This window comes from Sphingomonas sp. NFR15 (assembly GCF_900103265.1).
Lineage (GTDB): Bacteria > Pseudomonadota > Alphaproteobacteria > Sphingomonadales > Sphingomonadaceae > Sphingomonas > Sphingomonas pollutisoli.
On record NZ_FMWX01000016.1, the window covers coordinates 1 to 22,088 of the forward strand.

Consider the following 22,088-nt stretch of genomic DNA (forward strand, 5'->3'; position numbering starts at 1 on the left):
TAGGGCGTGAACTCATAAAATTGGTTGAGCTGCTGGCATTCGCGTGATTCAGGCGCCCTTCGAAAACGGAGGGGCGTATGACGCGGCGTCGCTATGAACTGACGGACAAAGAATGGCAGATCATCGGGCCATTGCTGCCAAATAAGCCACGCGGAGTGCCTCGCGTTGATGATCGTCGCGTGCTGAACGGCATTTTGTGGCGGTTCCGTTCCGGCGCACCCTGGGCGGAGATTCCAGAACGCTACGGGCCGTCAACAACCTGTTACAATCGGTTCGTTCGCTGGCGCAAAGCTGGCGTTTGGGACCGGCTCCTGGCGGCAGTCTCTGCCGGGTTTAACGGCGAGTTGGTGATGATCGATTCCACCTGCATGCGCGTCCACCAACACGGTGCGACGGGCAAAAAAAGGGGGCCGGAGATCATGGCGTGGGACGTTCCCGGGGCGGCCTTACAACCAAGCTCCATGCTCTTGTCGACGCTGATGGACGTCCTGTCGACCTCCGGGTGACCGGTGGGCAGGTCCACGACGCTCGGGAAGCCGAGGCGTTGATCGAAGCCGCTCCCAAGGGAGCCACTCTGCTCGGCGATAAGGGTTACGATAGCGCCGCCATCCGCAAGGCTGCGCAGGCAAAAGACATCTGGGCCAATATTCCCAACCGTTCCAACCGCAAGCGGCGCTTCGCCTTCTCCTCCTACCTCTACCGCCAACGCAATCTCGTCGAGCGGTTCTTCAATAGGATCAAGCAGTTCCGTGGCATCGCCACCCGCTATGATAAGGATGCAGCCAACTTCCTAGCGGCCATCAAGCTCGTCTGCGTACGCCTCTGGTGCAACGCATAATGAGTCTGTGCCCTAGCAACCAGTGGACGGGTGGGTCCGTCGAAGCGCCCGCTCCACCTGGAGCTGCAACTGGTCGACATCAATCGGCTTCCGCAGGAACGCCACCGCGCCGAGGCGAGACGCCTTTCTGCGAACCTGTTCGTTGTCCATCGAACTGACAAAGATCACCGGCATCTCCGGGACCAGGATCGCGGTCCGCCATCCGAGCTCGAGGCCGTCCATGCCGGGCATGCGGATGTCGGAGATCAGGCAGTCGAACGAGCGCTCCGCGAGCGCCGACAGGAAGGCCTCGGCAGAGGAGAACTGGTCGCTGTCGAACTCGAGCACCTCCAACAACTCGGCGATCGCATCGCACATGCCGGCATCGTCGTCGACGACCGCAATCAGATGACTTCGCTGCAAACGGTGTTCCTCAAAAGCCGGGAACCGGGACACCGTCAAATCGGCGATCGTCCGGCGCATGTGAAGCCATACGGACGTCTATCCGGCATCGCCCCGACGGAACGGCGAAGGGATGTGATCCCACATCCTGACAAGTTCCGCGATTGACCTCACGCCCATCTTCTTCATGACGTTCCCACGGTGCAGCTTGATCGTGACCTCGGTAACACCGAGCTCATAAGCGATCTGCTTGTTCAGGGATCCGCCGACGATCAGTTCGAGTACTTGGCGCTCCCGCGCCGACAGGCTGCTGAACCTCGCGAGGCTGTCCTGCGCGACGCGGTGAATCGCGCGGCGAGAGCGGTCAGCTTCGATGGCCGTGGTCGCGGCATCGAGCAGGTCCTGGTCGCGCACGGGCTTCGTCTTGAAGTCGAACGCCCCAGCTTTGATCGCACGGATGCTCATCGGCACGTCGCCGTGGCCGGTGACGAAGATGATAGGCATCAACTGCCCCTTCTCGACGAGTTGCGCCTGAAGATCGAGGCCGCTAGGCCCTGGCATGCGGACGTCGAGGATGAAGCACCCCGGTCTGTCGGGAAGCGGGCTGTCCAGAAGAACTCGGGCATTGGCGAAGGTCAGCGTCTCAATCGCCACGGAATCGAAGAGCTCCTCCATCGCCTCGCGCTGATCGACGTTGTCGTCGGCGATTACGATCAGAGGTTCGTCGGCATCGACGGCCGAAAAACTCGGCGCGACGCCTGTAGCGGGCGAACTATCCTCGATCAAAGCCTTGGACCTCCAGCCTTAGTCCTAGCAGAGCGTCCAGGTGCCACCAAGGAGGAAGGCCCGCACATAGCCTTTCGTATGAGTAGGCTGCGACCCTCTCCTGGGAAGGAGCCGCGCCGCGGATGCGGTATCGTTCCGGGACCAGAAACAATGGGCGGGAAGATGCCGAACACCTACAAATTCCGTGGGTCAGACGCGAACGATCTCGTGGGTCGGATCGAACTGCCCGCCGGGCCGCCGCGCGACAGGGTCGTCGGGGTCGGACACGCATCTCGCATCTATGCGGCAGCCCGCCCCCCGAAGAGCTTCGCCTGCCTCGCGGGCGCGGATCATCTCCTGACGCGCCGCGAAGACGAGATCCGCGCAGATCGCCCGACCCTGAGCGCCCTAACGGTCAGGAGCCACAATCCTCCGGCTCGCGACCACTGTCGGTCCCGCTCAACGGCGATGCAAGGGCCGTATAGGAGGTGAGCCCATCGCACATGCTCCTGCTCATCGGCGTCGCCATCGGCATCGCCGCGATGCTCGCCGCGTGGGTCCGTCGCGGCGGTTCGAGGTGGCGCACAGGAGCGGTCGGAGCGCTCCTCACCGCGCTCAGCGTAGCGTTCCTGCTGGAAGGGCGGACACCGCTCCTGTCCCCGGGCGACCCTACCACGAGCCATGGAGCGGTGGATCAACTGATCGCCGGTCTATGGTGGGTGCTGGCGGCGAGCGGACTGTCGTTCGTAGTCCAATACACGCTGGGTCACGACGGCAGATCCCGGCAGAGCCGCCTGATGTCGGACCTGCTGTCGGCCGGCGTCTATCTCGGGGCGCTGCTCGCCGTGATGGACTTCGTCCTGAAGCTGCCGCTCTCCGGGCTGGTCGCCACCTCGGGCATCGTCGCCGTCGTCCTGGGCCTCGCCCTGCAGAGCACGCTGGCGGATCTCTTCTCGGGCATCGCGGTGGGTATCGAACAGCCATTCCGCCTCGGAGACAGCATCAGTCTGGGCGACGGCATCGAGGGCAGCGTATCGCAGATCAACTGGCGCTCGATCCGCATCTCCACAGACGACGACGATGTCGCGATCGTGCCGAACAGCACGGTGGCAAAGGCCAGGATCGTCAACCGCAGCTTCCCGACATCGCGGCGGGGTGCCGCCTTCGGGATCACCACAAGCACGGCGGCCGATCCCGAACGGGTCCAGGAGCTGATCGCACAGGCGCTTCTGCTGACGCCGGCGGTCCTCGAGAAGCCCGCGCCATCGATAAATCTCGTGCGCCTCGGCATGAAGACCAGCACACACAAGGTGCACTTCTTCGTGGAAAGCCCGAAGCAGCTTGGACAGGCCAAGAGCGTAGCGCTGTGCCACGTCAGGTCGCTGCTCCTGCGGGCCGGGTTGCTGGAACGACCCGGCGACCCGCATCACATGGATCGGGCCCCCCCCTATCCTCGATGCGGCTCTTCGAGAGCTTGACCGCCGAGCAGCTCGATTGTCTCAGCAGGACGTTCACCGTCCGGGAGATGGCGCCGGGTGACGCTCTTTTCCGGCAGGGCGACTTCGATACCAACCTCTACATCGTGGCCGACGGCGTCCTCGAGGTCAGTCGGAGAGGAAGCGACGGCGCGCTTGAGATCGGCGGCAGAATCGGACCCGGCGATTACATCGGCGAGATCGGGCTGGTGACCGGCGCGAGCAAGGAGGTCTCCGCCGTCGCGAAGACGCGGACAGTCGTGCAGATCCTCACCAAGGATACGCTGGAGCCGCTGCTGAAATCCTCGCCAGCCCTAGCGCAGGCCTTCGAAGCGGCGGTGAAGCGCGGCGACGTCTTGCTGGAGCGCGGCAGGATCACCCGGCGGACGGCGAATCCACACGGACTCACCGACTTCCTTCCCCGCCTGCGGGCGTTCTTCGACCCCGCTAGAGCGCCCGCGCCCGAAGTCGAACGGCAAAGCTTCGACAGCTAGCGCTGTCCGCCTCGCCGAAGTCACGGCACGACCGAGCGAAGTATCTTCCCGGTCGCGCTGACCAGTAACGCGTCCGCGCCGACGACGCTCCAGCCGCTCGCGCGTCGAAAGCCGCCACTGGCGAAGAGAATTTTCCTCAAACCGTCCGGTCGAGCGATGCTCGATCGGACGGAACTCGATCGCGACGACCAGCTGCGATCGTCGCTGACGACGCGCGCGCCCGGACTCGAGCTCCTCCTCGCCTGCAACGCCATACCGCCATCAGTTCGTCCGCAGAGCTGAAGTGGTCGGCATTCATATTTGCGGCAGTTCAGGCAAATTTGGCCACGGTTGCTTGGCAAAGATCGTCAATCTCTATGTGGCGCTTCCAGGCATCGATCGGATGACATTCACCTACCTGATCGTATGAATTACCTCACCGTATCTCCGCGCTATCGAACAACGTGAAGGAGACCGGAGAATGACCCAGCGAATCGACCACCTCAAGCTCGTGCCGACGCTGACCCAGAAGCTAAGCGAACTGACATTCGCCGTGCAGAAGGGCACCGTCGAGCACAGCGTGCTCAGCCTCATCGAGATCCGCGCCTCGCAGCTCAACGGATGCGCGTTCTGCCTCGACATGCACATCAAGCAGGCGAAGATCCACGGGGAGCGCGAATTACGCCTCCATCACCTGGCGATCTGGCGCGAGTCCAACCTGTTCAGCGCCCGCGAGCGCGCCGCACTCGAGTGGACGGAAGCTCTGACCAAGCTGTCGCCCCACGGCGTCCCGGACGAGATCTACGACGCCGTCCGCGCCCATTTCTCCGAGGAGGAGACCGTCTACCTGACCTACATGGTCATGGTCATCAACGCCTGGAATCGCGGGTCGATTGCCTTCCGGTCCGTCCCGGGCTCGCAGGACAAGGCGTTCGGCCTCGACAAGGCAAACCTGTCCTAATCGCACCCACCGCGTGAGCGGCCCGCCCGCCCGCGCGCCCATCCCTGGTAAGCGGTCGGCGACCAAGGAGACCCCGACTACGAAGTGGAACACCGCACATGGCATCCATCGTCGCGGGCAGTAGAGAACCTGCAGCGGAACCATCCGTCGCTCGACTTCGTCGTGCGGGACCTGTCGGCGCTCGCGACCGCGACGATCCCTTCGAGCTACGCGGAGGCCGTCGTCGGCGGCTTGGCCCATGATGCGGAGGCCCTTGTCCTGTCCGAGGAGCTGATCCGAGAACTCGAGGGCGCCGCGGTCGTCGTGATCGCGACCCCGATGCACGATTACACCGTGCCTGCATCGCTCAAGATGTGGATCGACTTCGTACTGCGCTACGGACGCAGCTCCGCCCCGATCGACGGCGCCAAGACCGGCCCCCTCAAGGACCGTCCGACCCTCGTGGTCGTGACAGCGGGCGGGATCGTGAGCGGTGACGGCAGAATCCAGCCCGACTATCTCACCGGATACCTCGGCGACGTTCTGTCGACCGTTGGCATCCACGACCTCAGGTTCGTCTGCCTCGAGGCATCACCAGTCCGGTGCGGGCCGAGCAGGTGGCGGCGGACTGCGCCCGAACGATCGAACAGGATGCAGTTTTCGGAACCGGTGCGCCCGCGAGCGAGTTTTCCCAAATCTTCGCCGGGAGCACTATACCCTTGGATGACGGGCGCTGGCGGCTGGTCTGATATCGCGAACCTCGCCACCCGAGCATCTTTAGATCGCTTGGAACCTCCCTCCACTCCGAGCACGCCGTGCTGCCATCGCCCTCCCCGGCAGGCACGGTCACGGGCGGGCCGGCTCGTCGAGTTGGTCCGCCCGCAAGGGGCGGAGGCATGAGGCAGATGACGAACCTGCAAGTAGTGGAGCGTCCGGTTGCCCGAAGGTTGCGATCTATGCTGGGTGGGCAGGCACGCGGCGAATTGAAGTCTGCCCGCAGGCGGACCGGTCGCCACGCTATCCGGCTCAGGTGCGCATCGTCCTGGTCTCGATAAACCGCTGATGCCAAGACAACGCCTCGGACGGGAGCGAGGGGGGACTGGAGGCCGAGCAATCCTTTCAGCCCCCGATTGGAGTAGTCGAAGAGCGCCGGCCGGGAGGCGGGGTGCGCGCGGTTGGAGATGATGACCTTCGCGGGCTCGCGGGCCCCAGGCCGCGCAGATCGGCGAACCCCTGCTCTGTCACCAGCACCTGCACGTCCTGCGAGATGTGGTCGGCATGGCTCACATGACCTGACGGCCGCCCTCCACGTCGCGCCGGGTTCCGACGGAGACTGTCCGGTTAACGGCGCAGGCTGAAGCCTGCGACCAACGCGCGTCAGACCGTCGCCTCGTCCCCGGCGGCCGGGAGCCTGCAGCTGAACACGGCCCCGCCGTCCGCCCTGTTGGCCGCGGTGATTTCGCCTTCGTGTGCCCGCATGATGCTGGCGCAAATAGTCAGCCCCATCCCCATCCCGTCGTCTTTGGTCGAGAAGAAGCCATCGAACAGGTTGTCGAGGTGCGTTTCGGCGATTCCCGGCCCGGTGTCCGCCACCGTAAGGGTGATCAGCCCATCGACCTCGTGCTCCGTCGTCACGACGATCTGGCGCGGACCGACCCCTTCCCGATGATCAATGGCATGCATTGCATTGACCAGGAGGTTGACGACGACCTGCTGAAGCTGGATTCGATCACCGATGACCTGAGGAAGGTCCACGCCTAGCGACGGTCTGATCGCGACGTTGCGCTGGATGCTCTCTTGGTGGATGAAGCGGAGGGCGACGTCGACGATCTCGTTCAGAGAGAGCCGGCTCCGGATGGGAATACGCTTCGACGCCATACCCTGGATGCGGTCGATGATCTCCGTTGCCTCGGTCGCATTCTCCACCATGCGCTCGAGCAGATGCCGCACCTTGTCGAGATTGGGCTCCGGCTTGTCGAGCCAGCGGATACTGGTGTTGCCGTTGAGGATGATCGCTCCCAGCGGCTGCCTGACCTCGTGCGCGATAGAACTCGCCAGTTCCCCGAGGGTCGACACCCGGGACGCATGGGCGAGGTCCGCCTGCAGCTGGCGCAGCTGCGTCTCCGCCACCAACCTCTCGGTGATCTCCACCATGATGATGAATGTGACGTCCAGCCGCTCGGGCGGCCTCGGGTAGGTGACCAGGAAGAGCACATCCACCACGCGTCCGCCGGACGCGTTGATGCGGAGCTCCTCGACGTGGGTGCGAAGACCGTTGAAGTGGGCCGTCATCACACGAACTGCCGCCTGAGGCGTCGCCTCGAACATGTGGCGGACGGACCGCGGATAGTAGGACTCGTCGTCCTGACCGATCAGACGCAGCGCAGCATCGTTGGCACGGGACACCATGACCGTGTCGCAGGCGAGTTCGACCAGTTCGGGATGCTCTAGCAGATACGCCTCGATGTCCTCGACGCCTTCCGCCCTCAGCCGATCGAAGGCCGCAGCCGCGCTGCGGGAATCGACGACCCACAGCGCGATCGGCATGTGCCGCAGCAGCCGGGAGAAGGTTAGGTTGATGCTTGCGTCGTCGATATTGGGCTCGAAGACGTCGGCGAGCGCGAGAACGGCGGCGTGCGCCTCTGGCAACAGACTACTCACTCCTCGACTCCCGGCCTGCAGGCGATGGCGTCCCCTGACGATCTCGTTCCACGCGATCCGAATTGCACGGCCTTCCCTAGGTCCGGCCGCGGCCAAATTCGGTCGTCAGGTGGCCGGATCCGCGCTTTGCTTACACCTCAGCAACAACGCAATCCCCGAACGGGTAACGGGCGATCCGTCTGCGGAGGGCTTCCGGATCCGCACGTTCGAGCGGCGGCGGACGACGGCATCCTCGACCTTCGCATGATTGCAGTCGGCACTGGCTTTGGCAATCTCCCGACGGATCGCCTTCCCTCATCCTTTCAGGAGAAGAAGCTCTATGGCCCAACAGTTCCGTCGTCTCACGGCCGCCATCGTCGTGGGCAGCCTGCGTGCAGAAAGCCTCAACCTTAAGGTCGGAAAGAGCATCGCGGCGCTCGCGCGCGACCGCATCGATTTCGAGATCGCGAACATCGCCGACCTGCCGCTCTACAATGAGGATCTCGATCCCACCCCACCCGCCGAATGGGGCCGCTTCCGCGAGCAGATCGCCCGGATGGACGGCGTCGTCTTCTGCACTCCCGAATACAATCGCGGGGTGCCCGGAGCGTTGAAGAACGCCATCGACGTGGGCTCGCGTCCCCCTGGCGAGATCGTCTGGGCCGAGAAGCCGACCGCCGTCATCAGCGTTTCGCCCTACCCGATCGGCGGCTTCGGCGCCAACCACCAGGTGCGACAGCTCTGCGCATTTCTTGACATGCCGATGCTCCAGCAGCCGGAGGCCTATCTGGGCAGGGTCACGCCCGAGAAGTTCGGTGCGGATGGTGTCGTGACTGACGAGCCGCTGAGGGAACTCCTGTCGAAGATCGTCGACGCTTACGCGGGATGGCTTTCTCTCACCCGCGCCCGGTCAGAAGCATAGTCCGGCCCGATGCGCGCGATCTGCTTGATGCTTCTCGGCGCCACCCTGATGTCCACTGCCGTCATGGCACAGGACGGCCTTATGCGTCGTCCACTCCCCACAATCCGCCGGCGGCGCCGCCATCGGCGACGTGGGACAAGCTGGTCGCACATGGCCGGGATATCGATCCGCCGCTCGCGTGATCGCCTGCTTTCAGATCGAACAGCTCGCCCACAGCAACACGGTCACCAAGGTGGCCGTGGACGCGTCGCTATGCCTTGAGCGGACACCAGGCGCAACGCTTCGACGATCCTGGAGCCCGACCTCGTTCGCACCCGGACGCCGTTGCGCGCGTCCGCAGCGCCGATCTCGTATGCCGCGTGCAGGAGGGTCGCGTCGCGCGTGGAGCCCAGATCGACCCAACCCTCGATCGATCCCGTTTCGGCGGCAATGCTCAGCAAGTCCATGGTCCCTCTCCCACCGGCGGATGATCGAAGAAGTCGATGCGGACCGACACGGGACCGATCAGTTCGACGAAATGCGGTTGATCGGGGCGCACGAGGCCAGGGCAAGCCGGACTCAGCAGGACCGCCGGACCGCCGTCCATCCGGCAGTATCGCAACTGGCCCTCCAGGATGTTGATGACCGCCCAGACGCCGCGCTTGGTCCGGTGCTCCTGCTGTAGCGCCTTGGGCAAGCTATCCTGCGTGAACACGGGCGAGGACCGGTACGGCAGCGATGGCGGGCGTGAAGCCGCGCTGCGGATGTGCCGACGTGTTTCCTGTTCCGATAGTGTGCCGCCGCTGTCACGCATCGCCAACCTCCTTCATTCCGTGTCTGCTCGCCGAAGAAGTTCGCCCGTCTCCGGCATCTCGAAGTTGTCTCGATCCACGATCGTCAGGGGTTCGCCCGTACTCAGGCGCCAGGCGCGCCTGCCGATCTCCCGCCGGTCGCCACGCGGCGAGCTCTTCACCGTCACGAGGCGAAACTCGATCGCGATCAGCCAGCTGCCATCGTCCCCGACGACGCGTACGCGATCGAGCTCCTCCTCGAGGATCATGCCGTCACGCTGCCATCAGTTCGTCGGCCGGGCCGAAGAACTCGTAGTGGATCCGCTCGGTCGGCACGCCAGCGAGCGCCAAACCGCTCACGAAAGCCCGCAGGAAGGGCTTGGGCCCGCACAGATAGACGTCGGCATCGTGGAGCGGCGTGCGCTGCGCGAGCCAGTCGATCGAGATAAAGCCCTCTTCTTCGTGCGTCTCGCCCAGACGGTCCTTCTCCTGCGGCTCGCTGTAGAATGTCGCTACGGAGATGTTCCCGTGCCCCTTGGCCAGCGCACGCACATGCGCGTCCATCGCGTGCGTGTCGCTGTTGACCGTTCCGTGGATGAAGTGGGCCTCGAGAGTATCGTGATCGGCGGCGATCGCCTCCACCATGCTCACCATCGGCGTCAGGCCGACGCCGCCCGACAGCAGGATAACGGGACGCTGCGGCGTCTCCGCGAGGAAGAAGTCCCCTGCCGGCGGGGTGCTCTCCAGCACGTCGCCGACCTGCACGACGTCGTGCAGGAAGCGCGAGCCGCCCTGACCATGCTCCTCCCGCTTAACCGAAATGCGATAGAATTCACCGTTGGGCGCGCACGAAATCGAGTAGTTGCGCTTCAGCTCGGGCTGCCCCGCCGGGTTCAGCTTGAACGTCAGATATTGCCCTGCGCGATGCCGCAGCACCGGGCCGCCGTCCGCAGGGCGCAGGACGAAGGAGGTGATCACGCTGCTCTCGCGGATCTTCTCGGCAACGACGAACTTGCGCCAGCCGTTCCAGCCGCCCTCGGCGTGCAGGATGTCGTCGCGCAGCACCACCTCGCGCGCCTTGAGGATATCCGCGAGGAACCAATATGCCTCGCCCCAGGCGGCGATGACCTCGTCGGTGGCCAACTCGCCCAGAACCTCCTTGATCGCGGCGAGCAGCGCCGTCGCCACATAGGGATAGTGCTCGGGCAGGATGTGGTAGCCGACATGCTTGTAGGCGATCCGCTCGACGGCGGGCGCCAGCGCGCCGAGATTCTCGATGTTGCGCGCATAGGCCAGGATCGCCGCCGCCAGCGCGTGGACCTGCGCGCCACTCTCGCCCTGGTTGGCCTGGTTGAACAGCGCGCGGATATGGTCGGTCTCGAACAGGCGCGCATACATGGCCGTCGTGATGGCGGTGCCATGCTCCGAAAGTGCGGGCACGGTCGCCTTGACGACCGCGATCGTTGCGGGGCTGAGGGGTTGGGTCATCATTTTCTCCTTGGGAATGGCGTCAGGCGGCGGTGCGCCGGTACTGGATGGCGAGCTGCAGGCTCTCGGCGATGCGCGCGGCCTTCGCCTGCATCGCCTGGGCGACCGCGTGCGGCAGCATCTCGTCGGTCGTCTGGGCCCATAGGGTCAGCCACCGCGCGAAAGCGGCGGGTGTGAGCGCGTCGGCATGGCGAAGATGCAGCGCGACTGGGTTGCCCTTGTACCGCCCGCTCGTGAGCATCACGGACGACCAGAAATCGGCCAGCCGCGCATGGTGGTCGTCCCAGTCATGGACCGCTGCCCCAAACACCGGCCCGAGCGCCTCGTCGGCGCGCACGCGATCGTAGAAGCGTTCGACCACCGGCCGAATCTCGGATTCTTCAAGCTTGGCGCCGCCCATGGCTATGCTCCGAATCAATCATTCATCTTGAATACATCTATTCCGAGTAAAGGATCTACCGCAAGTGAATCTTTTGGTTGCGCGGCCCGGAGAAAAGGATCATCTTGCATGCACCTTATGCGACTCGCCATGGTGACGCGCCGCGCATCAAGGGAGGACAAGATGATCGACCACGTTCCCGTACGCATCGAACACCGCCGGCCGGAGAATCTCGGCGACCGCGTGGCGTTGGGCTTTACCAAGACGATGCGTTTTTTCGCCGACACCTTTTTCCGCGAGCGGCATGGCCACCGCGCGATCGTGATCGAGACCGTCGCGGCGGTACCCGGCATGGTCGGTGCTACCCTGACCCATCTGCGCTGCCTGCGCCGGATGTGCGACGACAACGGCTGGATCCGCACGCTGATGGAGGAAGCCGAGAACGAACGCATGCACCTGATGACCTTCATCAAGGTGGCGCAGCCCAACATCCTCGAGCGCCTGCTCATCCTGCTCGTGCAGTGGGGCTTCTATTGCGCCTTTTTCGGCCTCTACCTGGTCGCACCCCGTATCGCGCACCGCGTGGTGGGCTATTTCGAGGAAGAAGCGGTGATCAGCTACACCCACTTCCTCCATGCCATCGACGAAGGCAGGATGCCGGACGGTCCCGCCCCGGCGATCGCGTGCCACTATTGGAAAATGCCGCAGAGCGCGACGCTGCGGGACGTCGTCCTGAAGGTCCGCGCGGACGAAGCGCACCATCGCGACGTGAACCACGGCTTTGCGGACGAACTGGGCGGCCGGCAGGTGCAGGGCATCGCTCCGTACCCCGAGCACGCCGCACAGCTCGACATGGCGGCTTGATCCCGTCCAGCACCCTACCGTGGATGGCCTTGCAGGCGCCGGGCCATCCCGCGTGCATGAAATGCGACAAACGGCGCGGGCTTTCTGCTAGGAGCATCCGATGCAGCTAACCCGCTATACCGACTATGCCATCCGCGTGCTGCTGCATGTCGGAGCGCGCGACGAGGGTAGCCTCTCGTCCATCTCCGAGATCGCCAGCATCTACGGCATATCGAAGAGCCACCTGATGAAGGTCGTCCAGGACCTCGGCCAGGCGGGATTCCTCACGACGGTGCGCGGCCGGAATGGCGGGCTGAAGCTGGGCCGGGACGCCAGGGCGATCACCATCGGCGAGATCGTCCGGCACGCCGAACAGGGTTTCGACCTCGTCGATTGTAGCTCCTGCATCATCGCGCCGGCCTGCGGGCTACCCAACATCCTCAACGAGGCGACCCAGGCGTTCCTGGCCGTGCTCGACCGCTACACGCTTGCCGATGTCCTCAGCCGGCGCGCCGACCTGCGCGGGCTGTTCGGCGGCTTCCAGCCCCTGGCGAAGACGATCAAGCGGGTGGCCGAGAAGGCGGAACCCGACGTCGCCGATGCGGAAAGAACCTCCACCGATACCTGACGCAACCGCTTCACGCTACGCCCATGCGGGGCATGTCCATATCGGCGGCGCAGTGGTCGGCATCGTCCTCAGCCTTGCGACATTGCCGCTCCACCTTGTGCTCGACGCACGCCAATCCGTGGACCTTTCAGCAATTGTGGTCGCGGTGATCGGCGCCATCTACGTAGGCTTCGCGCTCCAGCGCGGCTCCGTCGTCCAGACCGTTGCCGAAGCGCTCGTCGCGACCGGCTTCGTGACGGTAGCGCTTGCCGGACTCTGGTAACCCTTGGATCATCCCTGCCGGCTATGTCGCCCACGGGCTGTGGGACGCGATCCAATTGACGCGGTAAGCCCCCGGCGAGGTTGTCTGCATCCGTCGAGCGCTCGGAGTGACGGGATACCAAATTTGTCACCGTCTCAGACATCCCGGTGGTGGCGATCATCACGTCCGGAGCACCATGCGGATCAGCAAACCGACGATACCAAGTGCGGACACGCTTGCCAGCCAGAGCCCGGCGAACCAGCCGAGACGAGCGAGCCATCCGAACCGCTTGGACGTAGGGCAGCTCGCCATCAGTGATACCCATGGTCGGCGCCGACCTTGCCGCGGAACACCCAATAAGCATAGGCGGTGTAGGCGAGGATCATCGGAAGTAAGATGGCGGTGCCGGCCAGCAGGAAGGCTTGACTCATCAGCGGGGCAGCGGCCTCCCAGATCGTTATCCTGGCCGGAACCACGTAGGGGAAGACGCTGATACCAAGGCCGAAAAACGTCAGCCCAAAAAGGGCGAGGGCCAAGAGAAAGGGCCGGTACTCGTGCCGGTGGACCTGAAGCGACCGGAACAGGAGCCCAGTGACGACCGCGACAGCGACCGGGACCGGAGCCGTGAACACGAGGTTCGGCATCGAGAGCCATCGCGTGTGGTAACTTGGCTCAAGCGCCGGGGTGGCAAGGCTGATTGCAGCGATGAAAAACACGGTGCCAACGGCTAAGGGCCACGCCATCCGGCGTGCGCGGTCCTGAAGGGGTCCGTCGGTCTTCATGACGAGCCATGTGGCACCGAGTAGAGCATAGCCAACGACAACCGCGAGACCGGTCAGAACCGAGAAGGCCGTGCACCAGTCGAACGGCCCACCGCCAAACATCCGCCCATTGACCTTCACGCCCTGCAGAACCGCGCCGAGCGTCACGCCCTGAAAGAAGGCGGCGATCGTCGAGCCGCAGATGAAGGAGGCGTCCCACCAACCTCGCCGACGTTCGGAGCGCCAGCGAAATTCGAAGGCTACGCCGCGGAAGATCAGCGCAAGCAACATGATGTACACAGGCAGGTAGACGGCAGGCATGAGGATCGCGAACGCCAGCGGGAAGGCTGCGAAAAGCCCCCCGCCCCCCAGCACCAGCCAGGTTTCGTTGCCGTCCCAAACGGGAGCAACACTGTTCATGATGACGTCTCGGTCTGGCTTTCCAGGATAGAGTGGGAACAGGATGCCGAGCCCGAGATCGAACCCGTCAAGGACGACATAGGCGGCGATTGCCGAAGCGATGATCGCCGCCCAAACAATTGTGAGATCGAGGTGCATCACAGATCCTCAGGCTTGGGGAGCGTTCGCGGGTCCATCGCCGGCGCCGGCGTGATTCCGGCCGCCCGCAGCGGCTTGCGCGTTGCCGCCTCAAGCCCTGGCTCACCGGTATGTGGTGACTTCGCCATGAGGCGAAGCATGTAAAGCGTCCCGGCGCCGAATACCGCGAAGTAGACCAGGATGAAGGCGATGAGGGTTGCGCCGACCGCCCCAGCAGACACAGGCGCGACGCTCTCTCGTGTGCGTAGGAGACCGAAGACGGTATAGGGCTGGCGTCCAACCTCTGTGGTGATCCAGCCGGCAGTGATCGCGGCCAAGCCCGCCGGACTCATCACCACCGCGGTCCATAGCAGCGCGCGGTTCGAATAGAGCGTGCGATGCCAGCGGCACCACAAACCCCAGACGCCCAACGCCAGCATCAGTAACCCTAGGCCAACCATCACGCGGAAGGACCAGAAAACAATCGCAACAGGCGGCTGCTGATCTCGCGGTATGGTGTCGAGGCCGGCAAGCGGCGCGTTGATATCGTGTTTGAGGATCAGGCTTCCCAGCTTCGGAATCGCGACGGCATAGTCCACTCGGCGCTCACGTTCGTTTGGCACCCCGAACAGGTACAACGGAGCGCCCGACGGGTGGCTCTCGAAGTGTCCCTCCATCGCCATCACCTTCTGTGGCTGATGTCCGAGGGTGTTCAGTCCGTGCTGGTCGCCGATGACGATCTGAATCGGAACTACGATGGCCGCCATCCACATTGCCATCGAGAACATCGTGCGGACGGCAGCGCCGGCATCGGCCCTGCCCTTGAGAAGGTGCCAGGCCCCGACGCCCCCAATTACGAACGCCGTTCCAAGGTAGGCAGCGCAAACCGTATGAAGCAGACGATAGGGAAAGGATGGGTTGAACACTGTCAGCCAGAAGCTGACCGGCAGGAACCGGCCCGTCGCCGGGTCTATCGTGTAGCCGGTCGGCGTCTGCATCCAGCTATTCACGGAAAGGATCCAGAATGCTGACGTACAGGTCCCCACAGCAACGGCGGCGCAGGCGAACATGTGCAGCCCGGGGCCCACGCGATCGCGGCCGAACAGCATGATTCCGAGGAAGCCTGCCTCCAGAAAGAAAGCCGAGAGCACCTCGTAGGCCATTGGCGGACCGATCACCGGACCGGCCTTGTCGGCGAAGGTCGCCCAGTTCGTACCGATCTCGTAGGACATGACAATGCCGGAGACGACGCCCATGGCAAAGGCGAGCGCGAAGATCTTAACCCAGTAGTTGAACAGGTTCAGATACCGGGCCTGCCGGGTTCGCAGCCAAAGCCAATTCAACACCGCCAGATAGCTCGCCAGCCCGATCGTGAACCCGGGAAACAGAAAGTGGATGGTGATCGTGAACGCGAACTGGGCTCGTGCGAGCATTACCCCATCAAGTTCATCTAACATGGCACCCCCAATTCTCAGCCGAAGACAGCGATAACGCCTTCCGTTCATCTAACCTCCAATTGAACCAGGGTTCTCGCAATCAGCCACTGGTTCAGCAGCATTCAAACGAAAGGCTAGCCTATCCATGCCCTGCGGCGTCGAAATGCGCAGCTCGTTGGCCTTCTCGATGATCTCGACGCGGCGCTGGCTGTAATGCTCGATCACCTCGCGCGAGACGCCGGCGATCTCGAACCGGCCGTGCTTGCCGGTCGAGACGGTCTCGTAGCCGAGCGCCTGGATCCTTCCCCGAAACGCAGCCGCGTGGATCAAGCCAAGCGTGGTGTTCTTCGTGAAGAGCTGGTTGTTCCCCAACGCGACCCACGTACCATCGGCGCGCTGTGTGACCGGCGCGACGACGGCGTGGATGTGGCCGTTGGGGTCCAACTTGCGGCTGGTGTCGTGCTGGAACAGCGCATAGACGAGGTTGCCGGTGCGGACCGCCTTGCCGTTCTTGATCCGCGCGTAGCAGCGACCTTCGGCGATGGTCTTTTCCGCCCAGGCCATCGTGTCCTTGACGGCCGCGAGATTATTGACCGGCCGCCCAGGCCAAGCCCGGCGACCCCCTCCCCGCGCCATGCCGAATATTCGGAGGATCGCTCTACGGTGTAGTAATTGTCGGACGCGAAATACCTGGCCGGCTGTTTTTGAGGTCATTCCGGTGGAGAGCCGCGTGTTCGCTTTCGGCGGCAACGAGGCGTAAGCGGATGTTCGTTCATCTAGCGCGCGACGACGGGTTCGCGCCATCGGACGGAAAGGCCTACGTCCGTCGCCTCTGTCACGGTCACGCGTTCCAGGTATATGGCGGAACGACTGCGGTGTGGCTGCGGCGAATCGCAGGGAACATCCATGCTTTCGAGAGCCGCCCGATATAGGGGATATGCTCGTGACCGACATACCGACCCTGCGTCCGACGGCCGCGCCGGAGGCGCTTGTTGCACCGCTGCCCGGAAGAGGTGACCAGGTCGAGATGCGCGCGCACCTTCTGGGCACGCGGATCGACATGCGCGCGCTCACCGGATTCGGTGATCCCGAGACAGTTGAGCTGCAAGGCGCGGGCGCCTTCGTCTTCCGCTACGGCGCCGTTGTCATCGTCGGCGCAACATCTGCGGAAGAGGCGGGCATCCTGGCGCAGGTCGCGCCGCACGCCTCTGATCCGCCGGCCACGCCTGAGATCGAGACCGCTCGTATCGAACTCCGTGACGACGGCGAGGAGACGGTATTCGCCGACGGACGCATCCGGCTGCGAGAGGCGACTGCCGAGCGGCTGCTGCTCGCCGCCACGGTTCTAGCGCGCTCCGTGGTCCTCGCGCGCGACGAGCTTCGCATCGCGGACGCTTTCGACCGGATCGAGCCGCTTCTTGCCGATATGCGGGAGCATGGTCGCGCTCATCTGCCCATTCGCCAGATCATGCGCCAGATCGGCAGCGTCCTCTCCGCCCAGCACCGCGTCGTCGGACGAGCGCGGATCGGCGAAAAGCCGGATCTGCTCTGGGAGCATCCGGAGCTCGACCGTCTTTACGGACGCCTCGAGGCCGAATACGAGCTGGGCGATCGCACGCGCACCATCGAGCGCAAGCTCGAGATACTCGGCGACTCGGCCGAGTGGCTGCTGGACTTGGTGCAGGACAAACGCTCGTTGCGCCTCGAATTGTCCGTAATCGGACTCATCGCTTTCGAAGTGGCCATTGGTCTTTACGAGATCGCGTCTCGGTGGCCTCACTAACGCTGGCCTCATCCATCATGCGGCGTGTCATCGCCGCCCCGGATGTGAACAGGGGCCAAGTTTCAAGAAGCCGTTGAGGAGTCCAGAACGGCCGCGTCTGGGTCAGCATTCTCGGTCATGGAATGATCTAACGAAAGCCACGCCAGATACGTGCCGCGAGCGCGCACTAGGCGCCTGATGATGGCGGGAAGGCGCTGAACTCAGTGGCTACTGCGTCGAACGCATCGCGGAGCACTACGTCGAACGGCCGAGTTCCGCCCTCTTGGTTGAACGTCTCGGACGCGAGGCGCGTCGTGCCGACAGCGATCATCGCAAGAACCCGAAGCCTCGTCTCGCGCTCGGGCTCGGGCCATCGTTCGCACAGTGCTGCGAACAGTGCCTCCTCCTGCAATCGATAGCTCGCCTGCTTGCGCGCTCGCACCGAGGCGCTGCCGCGCATCAGGCGGTCCAGGGCCAGCATGTCGTCGTGCGAAATTGATGCACAGACGCTCAGCGCGGCGTCGCGTACAAGCATGAAGGGCGAACCACCCGCGGGCGCCTTGCGGATTTCGGCGGCAAACAGCCCGCCGATGTCGCTTTGCAGCGACAGCAGGATGTCATCCTTCGAATCGAAGTAGTGGAAGAAGGTTCGGCGCGAGATGCCCGCAGCGGTGGCGATCTCCTCAACCGTAGTTCCGTCGAAGCCCTTCTCGATGAACAGGGATACCCCGGCATCTGCGATCCGCCGGTGCGTCTCCCGACGCTTGCGCTCGCGAGTGCCCGGCAACGGAGGGGTGCTGGGAGAGTCGATCACCAAGAGCCTTCAAATATGTAGTTGCACCCAGTGCATTATTAGTTTTACACCGGGTGCAGATTTACCGAGAAGGACCGCTGATGACAAGGTGGACACAAGCCGACATACCCTCGCAGCATGGCCGAACGGTGATCGTCACCGGTACTGGCGGGCTCGGCTTCGAGGACGCACTCGCCCTGGCGCGTGCAGGTGCGTCCGTCGTCGTTGCGGGACGGAGCGGATCCAAAGGCGCCGAAGCCTTGAGCAGGATTCGTGCGGCCGTTCCTCCCGCCAACGTTTCCTTCGAGGAACTGGACCTCGCTAACCTCGCCTCAGTAGCGGCGTTCGCATCCCGGATCGCCGAACGTCACGCGGGCGTCGACGTGCTGATCAACAACGCCGGCGTGATGGTGCCGCCTCGCCGTGAAGTCACCACCGACGGTTTTGAACTCCAGTTCGGGACCAACCACCTCGGCCACTTCACTCTGACCGCACACCTGCTGCCGCTGCTGCGGGCGGGCGGACGTGTCGTTTCGCTCTCCAGCGTCGCCGCACGGGCAGGCGCCATCGACTTCGACAACCTGAACGCGACCCAAGGCTACGCTGCGATGAAAGCCTACAGCCAGTCGAAGCTCGCCTGCCTGATGTTCGGGCTGGAGCTCCAGCGGCGGAGCGACGCCATGGGCTGGGGCGTCCGCAGCATCACGACGCATCCCGGGATCGCGCGGACAGACCTCCTCCACAACGGTCCGGGGCGCCACAGCGCTCATGGGCTTGCGAGAACGCTTCTGCCGTTCCTGTTCCAGCCGGCCGATCGGGGGGCACTGCCCACGCTCTACGCGGCGACAGCGCACGACGCGGAGGGCGGCGCCTATTACGGCCCGGACGGCATCGCGGAGGTGCGTGGATATCCAACGACGGCGAAGGTGCCTGCGCAGGCGACGGACAGGACGGTCGCGGCGCGCCTCTGGCAGGTCTCCGAGGAGCTTACCGGCGTCCGCTTCCCGGACGGCCGTTCGCAGCCACGTGCCGCGTAAGAAGCGTTGTCGACGTCCCAGGGCCTGTGCATCCGTACCGGCGACGCTCGTCAAACGCGCGTCAGGATAGTGTCGGGCCGGGCTTACCATGCTCCACCACATAGGTCGCGAGGCTCTTCAATCGCCCGCCGGGCCGGTCGACTTGGTCCAGCACCTTGATGTCCGCCAACCAATGCCCCGAATCCACACGATGGAGCTGGTAGCCTCGCTGGTTGTTCAACAACGCAACGGGGGGGGTGATCCAGTGTATGCACTTGATGCGGTTGACGCGGAGAGCCCGTGCCGCCCGACGTGACGAACGTGGCGAGAAATTCGCTCGCCAGCGGCGCCGTTCGTCTGATTGCGCCGGCTCAGTATGAGACCAGCAAGATCGCCGACGTCTATTGTGAAACGATGCGTATCGTAATATATTCACCGTGTCGTTTGAAGCAGCATCGCTGGAGGCATGTGGCCGTGTCCGATCTAACAAGCCTGGAGATGCGTTCGCGCATCGATGCGGCAGGTGCGCTTCGGCTGTCGTTCGAGCGTACCACCGTCGGTGAACCCGCTGCCGACGAGGTGATCGTGCGGATCGAGGCGGCGCCGATCAATCCGTCCGACGTCCTGCTCCTGCTCGGTCCGGCCGATCCCGCCACTTTGCGGGCGTCGGGGTCGGGCTTCGACGCCGTCGTGGACGGGACCGTCCCTCGGGCGGTCCTGCCCGCGATCGCCGGACGCGTGGATCGGTCCCTGCCCGTCGGCAACGAAGGCGCCGGAACGGTGGTTCGCGCGGGGCGCGATGTCGAGCATCTGGTCGGCCGCCTCGTGGCGCTGCGCGCGTCCACCGGCACTTGTTCCCAATATCAGCGGGTCAAGGCAGGCGGGTGCCTCGTCCTGCCGGACGGCCTGACCGCGCGCGCGGGTGCCGCCGCGTTCATCAATCCGCTGACCGCGCTCGGCATGACCGAGACGATGCGGCGCGAGGGGCATGTCGGCCTCGTCCATACGGCGGCCGCGTCCAACCTCGGGCAGATGCTCAACCGGCTGTGCCTCGCCGACGGCATTCCGCTCGTCAACATCGTCCGATCGTCCACGCAGGAGACGCTGCTGCGCGACCAGGGTGCGCGCCACGTGCTCGACAGCACCGCGCCGGGCTTCGCCGACAAGCTCGTCGATGCGCTCGAGAAGACCGGCGCGACGCTCGCCTTCGATGCGATCGGCGGGGGCAGGATGGCGTCCGACATCCTGATCGCGATGGAGACGGTCGCCGGGCGCAAGCTCACGCAATACAGCCGCTACGGCTCGCCGACCCGCAAGCAGGTTTATATCTACGGTGTCCTGGATCCCGGTCCCAAGGTCTTGGGCGGACCGATCGGCATGTCGTGGGGTGTCGGCGGCTGGCTGATGAGTTGGTTCTACGACACCCTGCCCGCGACCGACGTGGCACGGCTCAGGCAGCGCGTCGCGGACAATCTCGGCACGATCTTCGCGAGCCGCTATACGGCGGAGATCGGGTTGGCCGAGGCGCTGTCGCTCGATGTGATCCGCGCCTATTCTCGACGCGCCACCGGGGAGAAGTATCTGATCGCACCGCAGCGTGGCCTGCCATGACCGAGCTCAAGGCCGGGCGGAAACGCAGCGAGAGCTCGCGGCTGGCGATCCTCCAGGCGGCGTTCGCGCTGATGGAGGAAGTCGGCTTCGACCGCATGTCGATCGAGGGTGTGGCGGCGCGGGCCGGGGTCGGCAAGACCACCATCTATCGGTGGTGGGAAAGCCGCGGCGTGCTCGCGGTCGAGGCGTTCCTAACGATGGTGGAGCCGGCGATCGCCTTTCGTGAAACCGGCTCGGCGAAAGAGGACATGATCGCCCAGATGCAGGCGCTCGCGGAACTCTACCGTGGGCCGACCGGCCGCTTCGTTCGGGAGATGATTGGTTCCAGCCAGAGCGATCCCGCGATGCGCAGCGCGTTCCACGATCTGTTCCTGGCACCGCGACGGGAAGCGGCACGCGCCGTGTTCCGGCGCGGTCAGGCAGCCGGGGAGTTCCGATCGGATGTCGATGCCGATGCGGCGATCGACGCGCTGTACAGCCCGATCTACTACCGCCTGCTGGCGAGCGACGGCCCGATCGACGAACGCGCTGTGGCCAAGATCGCCGTGCTGGTGATGAACGGGCTCGGCGCCGCCACCTGACCGGAGACGGTCGCACGATACCCGATACGGCTCGTTCCGTCATTCAGAGACATTCCCGATGCCCGCAATCCTCTATGTCCTGGCCTTGGGGGCCTTTGCCCTCATCACCACCGAACTCGGCATCATCGGCATCCTGCCGGAGATCAGTGCGTCGCTCGGCGTGTCGATCCAGCAAACTGGCTGGCTGTTGAGCGGCTTTGCGCTCACCGTCGCGTTGGCAGGGCCCTCGATGGTGCTGCTGGTGGGACGGCTCGACCGCAAGACCAGCCTGTGTTTGGTGCTGGCGGTGTTCGTGGTCTCGAACATCGGCTCGGCGTTGGCGCCGAACTTCGGGTGGCTGCTCGCCTTTCGCGTGCTGCCGGCGGTCGTGCATCCGATCTTCTGGTCGGTGGCGATGACGGCTGCCGCGCAGGACAGCGGCCTTCACCGGATGGCTACGGCGCATGATCCTGACCTGCTGCCCGTTTCTTGGGCCGTTTTGAGCTGGAAAATTCCAGTTATGGAGAAGGGCCAGGGAAGCGGAGTGAGCGATGAAGAGGTCGAAGTTTTCGGAGGCGCAGATCGCCTTCGTGTTGAAGCAGGCGGAGGATGGGACGAGCGTCGGCGAGGTGTGCCGCAAAACGGGGATCAGCGAGGCGACGTTCTATGCGTGGCGCAAGAAGTACGCGGGTCTGATGCCGTCGGAGATGCGCCGGCTGCGTCAGCTTGAGGAGGAGAACGCCAAGCTCAAGCGGCTGGTGGCTGATCTGAGCCTCGACAAGGCGATGCTGCAGGATGTCGTCTCGCGAAAGCTCTGAGGCCTGACCGG

General features: G+C 64.4%; 26 protein-coding genes and 4 pseudogenes. 15 read left to right on the forward strand and 15 right to left on the reverse strand.

What is annotated here, in order from left to right:
• Positions 1-77 precede the first annotated feature (77 nt).
• Positions 78-838, forward strand: a pseudogene (locus BLS81_RS19950) (IS5 family transposase).
• A gap of 12 nt (positions 839-850) precedes the next feature.
• On the opposite strand, the gene BLS81_RS19955 reads toward BLS81_RS19950, so the two are convergent.
• On the reverse strand, positions 851-1,300 hold the full coding sequence (locus BLS81_RS19955) for a response regulator (RefSeq protein WP_093226527.1): 450 nt from the start codon (positions 1,298-1,300) through the stop codon (positions 851-853).
• Between the two features lie 18 nt (positions 1,301-1,318).
• The gene (locus tag BLS81_RS19960) at positions 1,319-2,005 is read right to left on the reverse strand and encodes a response regulator transcription factor (protein WP_338061605.1); all 687 of its coding nucleotides are present in this window, start codon (positions 2,003-2,005) and stop codon (positions 1,319-1,321) included.
• A 482-nt stretch (positions 2,006-2,487) separates the two neighbouring features.
• Here BLS81_RS19960 and BLS81_RS19965 point away from each other — a divergent pair, with 482 nt between their 5' ends.
• From BLS81_RS19965 to BLS81_RS19980, 4 genes are all read left to right on the forward strand, one after another.
• Positions 2,488-3,462, forward strand: coding sequence for a mechanosensitive ion channel family protein (locus BLS81_RS19965; RefSeq protein WP_093226529.1), 975 nt, complete (start codon positions 2,488-2,490; stop codon positions 3,460-3,462).
• A complete protein-coding gene (locus BLS81_RS19970; RefSeq protein ID WP_093226530.1) occupies positions 3,441-3,953 on the forward strand; it encodes a cyclic nucleotide-binding domain-containing protein in 513 nt (170 codons plus the stop codon). Before BLS81_RS19965 ends, BLS81_RS19970 begins: the two co-directional genes overlap by 22 nt.
• A 460-nt stretch (positions 3,954-4,413) precedes the next feature.
• Positions 4,414-4,893: a carboxymuconolactone decarboxylase family protein gene (locus BLS81_RS19975; protein ID WP_093226532.1), complete on the forward strand. Its 480-nt coding sequence runs from the start codon at positions 4,414-4,416 to the stop codon at positions 4,891-4,893.
• A gap of 84 nt (positions 4,894-4,977) precedes the next feature.
• Entirely contained in the window at positions 4,978-5,772 is a 795-nt protein-coding gene (locus tag BLS81_RS19980; RefSeq protein ID WP_093226533.1) for an NAD(P)H-dependent oxidoreductase, read from the forward strand.
• A gap of 126 nt (positions 5,773-5,898) precedes the next feature.
• Here the strand turns inward: BLS81_RS19980 and BLS81_RS21250 are convergent.
• Positions 5,899-6,162 (reverse strand): annotated as a pseudogene (locus BLS81_RS21250) (acetyl-CoA hydrolase/transferase C-terminal domain-containing protein); the annotation flags it as partial.
• An 87-nt stretch (positions 6,163-6,249) separates the two neighbouring features.
• Entirely contained in the window at positions 6,250-7,533 is a 1,284-nt protein-coding gene (locus BLS81_RS19985) for a sensor histidine kinase (RefSeq protein ID WP_093226535.1), read from the reverse strand.
• Positions 7,534-7,852: 319 nt separating this feature from the next.
• Between BLS81_RS19985 and BLS81_RS19990 the strand changes: the two genes are divergently transcribed.
• Positions 7,853-8,434, forward strand: coding sequence for an NADPH-dependent FMN reductase (locus BLS81_RS19990; RefSeq protein WP_093226536.1), 582 nt, complete (start codon positions 7,853-7,855; stop codon positions 8,432-8,434).
• A 224-nt stretch (positions 8,435-8,658) separates the two neighbouring features.
• Here the strand turns inward: BLS81_RS19990 and BLS81_RS19995 are convergent, their stop codons facing one another.
• Genes BLS81_RS19995 through BLS81_RS20015 form a run of 5 tightly spaced genes read right to left on the reverse strand, consistent with a single transcriptional unit; the run spans position 8,659 to position 11,092 of the window.
• Entirely contained in the window at positions 8,659-8,880 is a 222-nt protein-coding gene (locus BLS81_RS19995) for a hypothetical protein (protein WP_093226538.1), read from the reverse strand.
• A complete protein-coding gene (locus tag BLS81_RS20000) occupies positions 8,868-9,227 on the reverse strand; it encodes a TehB family protein (protein WP_093226559.1) in 360 nt (119 codons plus the stop codon). Before BLS81_RS20000 ends, BLS81_RS19995 begins: the two co-directional genes overlap by 13 nt.
• A gap of 12 nt (positions 9,228-9,239) precedes the next feature.
• Entirely contained in the window at positions 9,240-9,473 is a 234-nt protein-coding gene (locus tag BLS81_RS20005) for a hypothetical protein (RefSeq protein WP_093226539.1), read from the reverse strand.
• Positions 9,474-9,477: 4 nt separating this feature from the next.
• On the reverse strand, positions 9,478-10,692 hold the full coding sequence (gene hmpA / locus BLS81_RS20010) for an NO-inducible flavohemoprotein (RefSeq protein ID WP_093226561.1): 1,215 nt from the start codon (positions 10,690-10,692) through the stop codon (positions 9,478-9,480).
• A gap of 22 nt (positions 10,693-10,714) precedes the next feature.
• Positions 10,715-11,092: a group III truncated hemoglobin gene (locus BLS81_RS20015; RefSeq protein ID WP_093226541.1), complete on the reverse strand. Its 378-nt coding sequence runs from the start codon at positions 11,090-11,092 to the stop codon at positions 10,715-10,717.
• A 162-nt stretch (positions 11,093-11,254) separates the two neighbouring features.
• Here BLS81_RS20015 and BLS81_RS20020 point away from each other — a divergent pair, with 162 nt between their 5' ends.
• The 3 genes from BLS81_RS20020 to BLS81_RS20545 all read left to right on the forward strand — a co-directional run bounded on the left by BLS81_RS20020 (position 11,255) and on the right by BLS81_RS20545 (position 12,804).
• The gene (locus BLS81_RS20020; protein WP_093226562.1) at positions 11,255-11,935 is read left to right on the forward strand and encodes an alternative oxidase; all 681 of its coding nucleotides are present in this window, start codon (positions 11,255-11,257) and stop codon (positions 11,933-11,935) included.
• Between the two features lie 100 nt (positions 11,936-12,035).
• Positions 12,036-12,542, forward strand: a complete 507-nt coding sequence (locus BLS81_RS20025) for an Rrf2 family transcriptional regulator (RefSeq protein ID WP_093226543.1) — start codon at positions 12,036-12,038, stop codon at positions 12,540-12,542.
• A 52-nt stretch (positions 12,543-12,594) separates the two neighbouring features.
• The gene (locus BLS81_RS20545) at positions 12,595-12,804 is read left to right on the forward strand and encodes a hypothetical protein (RefSeq protein WP_143023419.1); all 210 of its coding nucleotides are present in this window, start codon (positions 12,595-12,597) and stop codon (positions 12,802-12,804) included.
• A gap of 159 nt (positions 12,805-12,963) precedes the next feature.
• On the opposite strand, the gene BLS81_RS21315 is transcribed toward BLS81_RS20545, so the two are convergent.
• Genes BLS81_RS21315 through mobF form a run of 4 tightly spaced genes read right to left on the reverse strand, consistent with a single transcriptional unit; the run spans position 12,964 to position 16,081 of the window.
• The gene (locus tag BLS81_RS21315) at positions 12,964-13,095 is read right to left on the reverse strand and encodes a DUF2474 family protein (RefSeq protein WP_143023420.1); all 132 of its coding nucleotides are present in this window, start codon (positions 13,093-13,095) and stop codon (positions 12,964-12,966) included.
• On the reverse strand, positions 13,095-14,102 hold the full coding sequence (gene cydB / locus BLS81_RS20030) for a cytochrome d ubiquinol oxidase subunit II (protein ID WP_093226544.1): 1,008 nt from the start codon (positions 14,100-14,102) through the stop codon (positions 13,095-13,097). Before cydB ends, BLS81_RS21315 begins: the two co-directional genes overlap by 1 nt.
• Complete coding sequence (locus tag BLS81_RS20035) at positions 14,102-15,538, reverse strand: cytochrome ubiquinol oxidase subunit I (RefSeq protein WP_093226546.1); 1,437 nt, start codon at positions 15,536-15,538, stop codon at positions 14,102-14,104. The genes cydB and BLS81_RS20035 overlap by 1 nt, the downstream gene beginning before the upstream one ends.
• A 48-nt stretch (positions 15,539-15,586) precedes the next feature.
• Positions 15,587-16,081 (reverse strand): MobF family relaxase, encoded by a 495-nt coding sequence (mobF, locus tag BLS81_RS20940; protein ID WP_176787281.1) that lies wholly within the window; start codon positions 16,079-16,081, stop codon positions 15,587-15,589.
• A 373-nt stretch (positions 16,082-16,454) separates the two neighbouring features.
• Here mobF and BLS81_RS20045 point away from each other — a divergent pair, with 373 nt between their 5' ends.
• Positions 16,455-17,300, forward strand: a complete 846-nt coding sequence (locus tag BLS81_RS20045; protein WP_093226547.1) for an RMD1 family protein — start codon at positions 16,455-16,457, stop codon at positions 17,298-17,300.
• Positions 17,301-17,466: 166 nt separating this feature from the next.
• Here the strand turns inward: BLS81_RS20045 and BLS81_RS20050 are convergent, their stop codons facing one another.
• The gene (locus BLS81_RS20050; protein WP_256326362.1) at positions 17,467-18,093 is read right to left on the reverse strand and encodes a TetR/AcrR family transcriptional regulator; all 627 of its coding nucleotides are present in this window, start codon (positions 18,091-18,093) and stop codon (positions 17,467-17,469) included.
• An 80-nt stretch (positions 18,094-18,173) separates the two neighbouring features.
• Between BLS81_RS20050 and BLS81_RS20055 the strand changes: the two genes are divergently transcribed.
• Complete coding sequence (locus BLS81_RS20055; protein ID WP_093226550.1) at positions 18,174-19,109, forward strand: SDR family oxidoreductase; 936 nt, start codon at positions 18,174-18,176, stop codon at positions 19,107-19,109.
• A 61-nt stretch (positions 19,110-19,170) separates the two neighbouring features.
• Here BLS81_RS20055 and BLS81_RS20945 read toward each other — a convergent pair whose 3' ends face one another.
• The gene (locus tag BLS81_RS20945; protein ID WP_176787282.1) at positions 19,171-19,329 is read right to left on the reverse strand and encodes a hypothetical protein; all 159 of its coding nucleotides are present in this window, start codon (positions 19,327-19,329) and stop codon (positions 19,171-19,173) included.
• 233 nt (positions 19,330-19,562) lie between these two features.
• Here BLS81_RS20945 and BLS81_RS20060 point away from each other — a divergent pair, with 233 nt between their 5' ends.
• From BLS81_RS20060 to BLS81_RS20075, 4 genes and pseudogenes are all read left to right on the forward strand, one after another.
• The gene (locus BLS81_RS20060) at positions 19,563-20,699 is read left to right on the forward strand and encodes an alcohol dehydrogenase catalytic domain-containing protein (RefSeq protein WP_256326360.1); all 1,137 of its coding nucleotides are present in this window, start codon (positions 19,563-19,565) and stop codon (positions 20,697-20,699) included.
• A complete protein-coding gene (locus BLS81_RS20065) occupies positions 20,696-21,280 on the forward strand; it encodes a TetR/AcrR family transcriptional regulator (protein ID WP_093226553.1) in 585 nt (194 codons plus the stop codon). Before BLS81_RS20060 ends, BLS81_RS20065 begins: the two co-directional genes overlap by 4 nt.
• Positions 21,281-21,338: 58 nt before the next feature.
• Positions 21,339-21,677 (forward strand): annotated as a pseudogene (locus tag BLS81_RS21230) (MFS transporter); the annotation flags it as partial.
• 133 nt (positions 21,678-21,810) lie between these two features.
• Positions 21,811-22,071: pseudogene (locus tag BLS81_RS20075) on the forward strand (transposase); the annotation flags it as partial.
• Between the last annotated feature and the right edge of the window lie 17 nt (positions 22,072-22,088).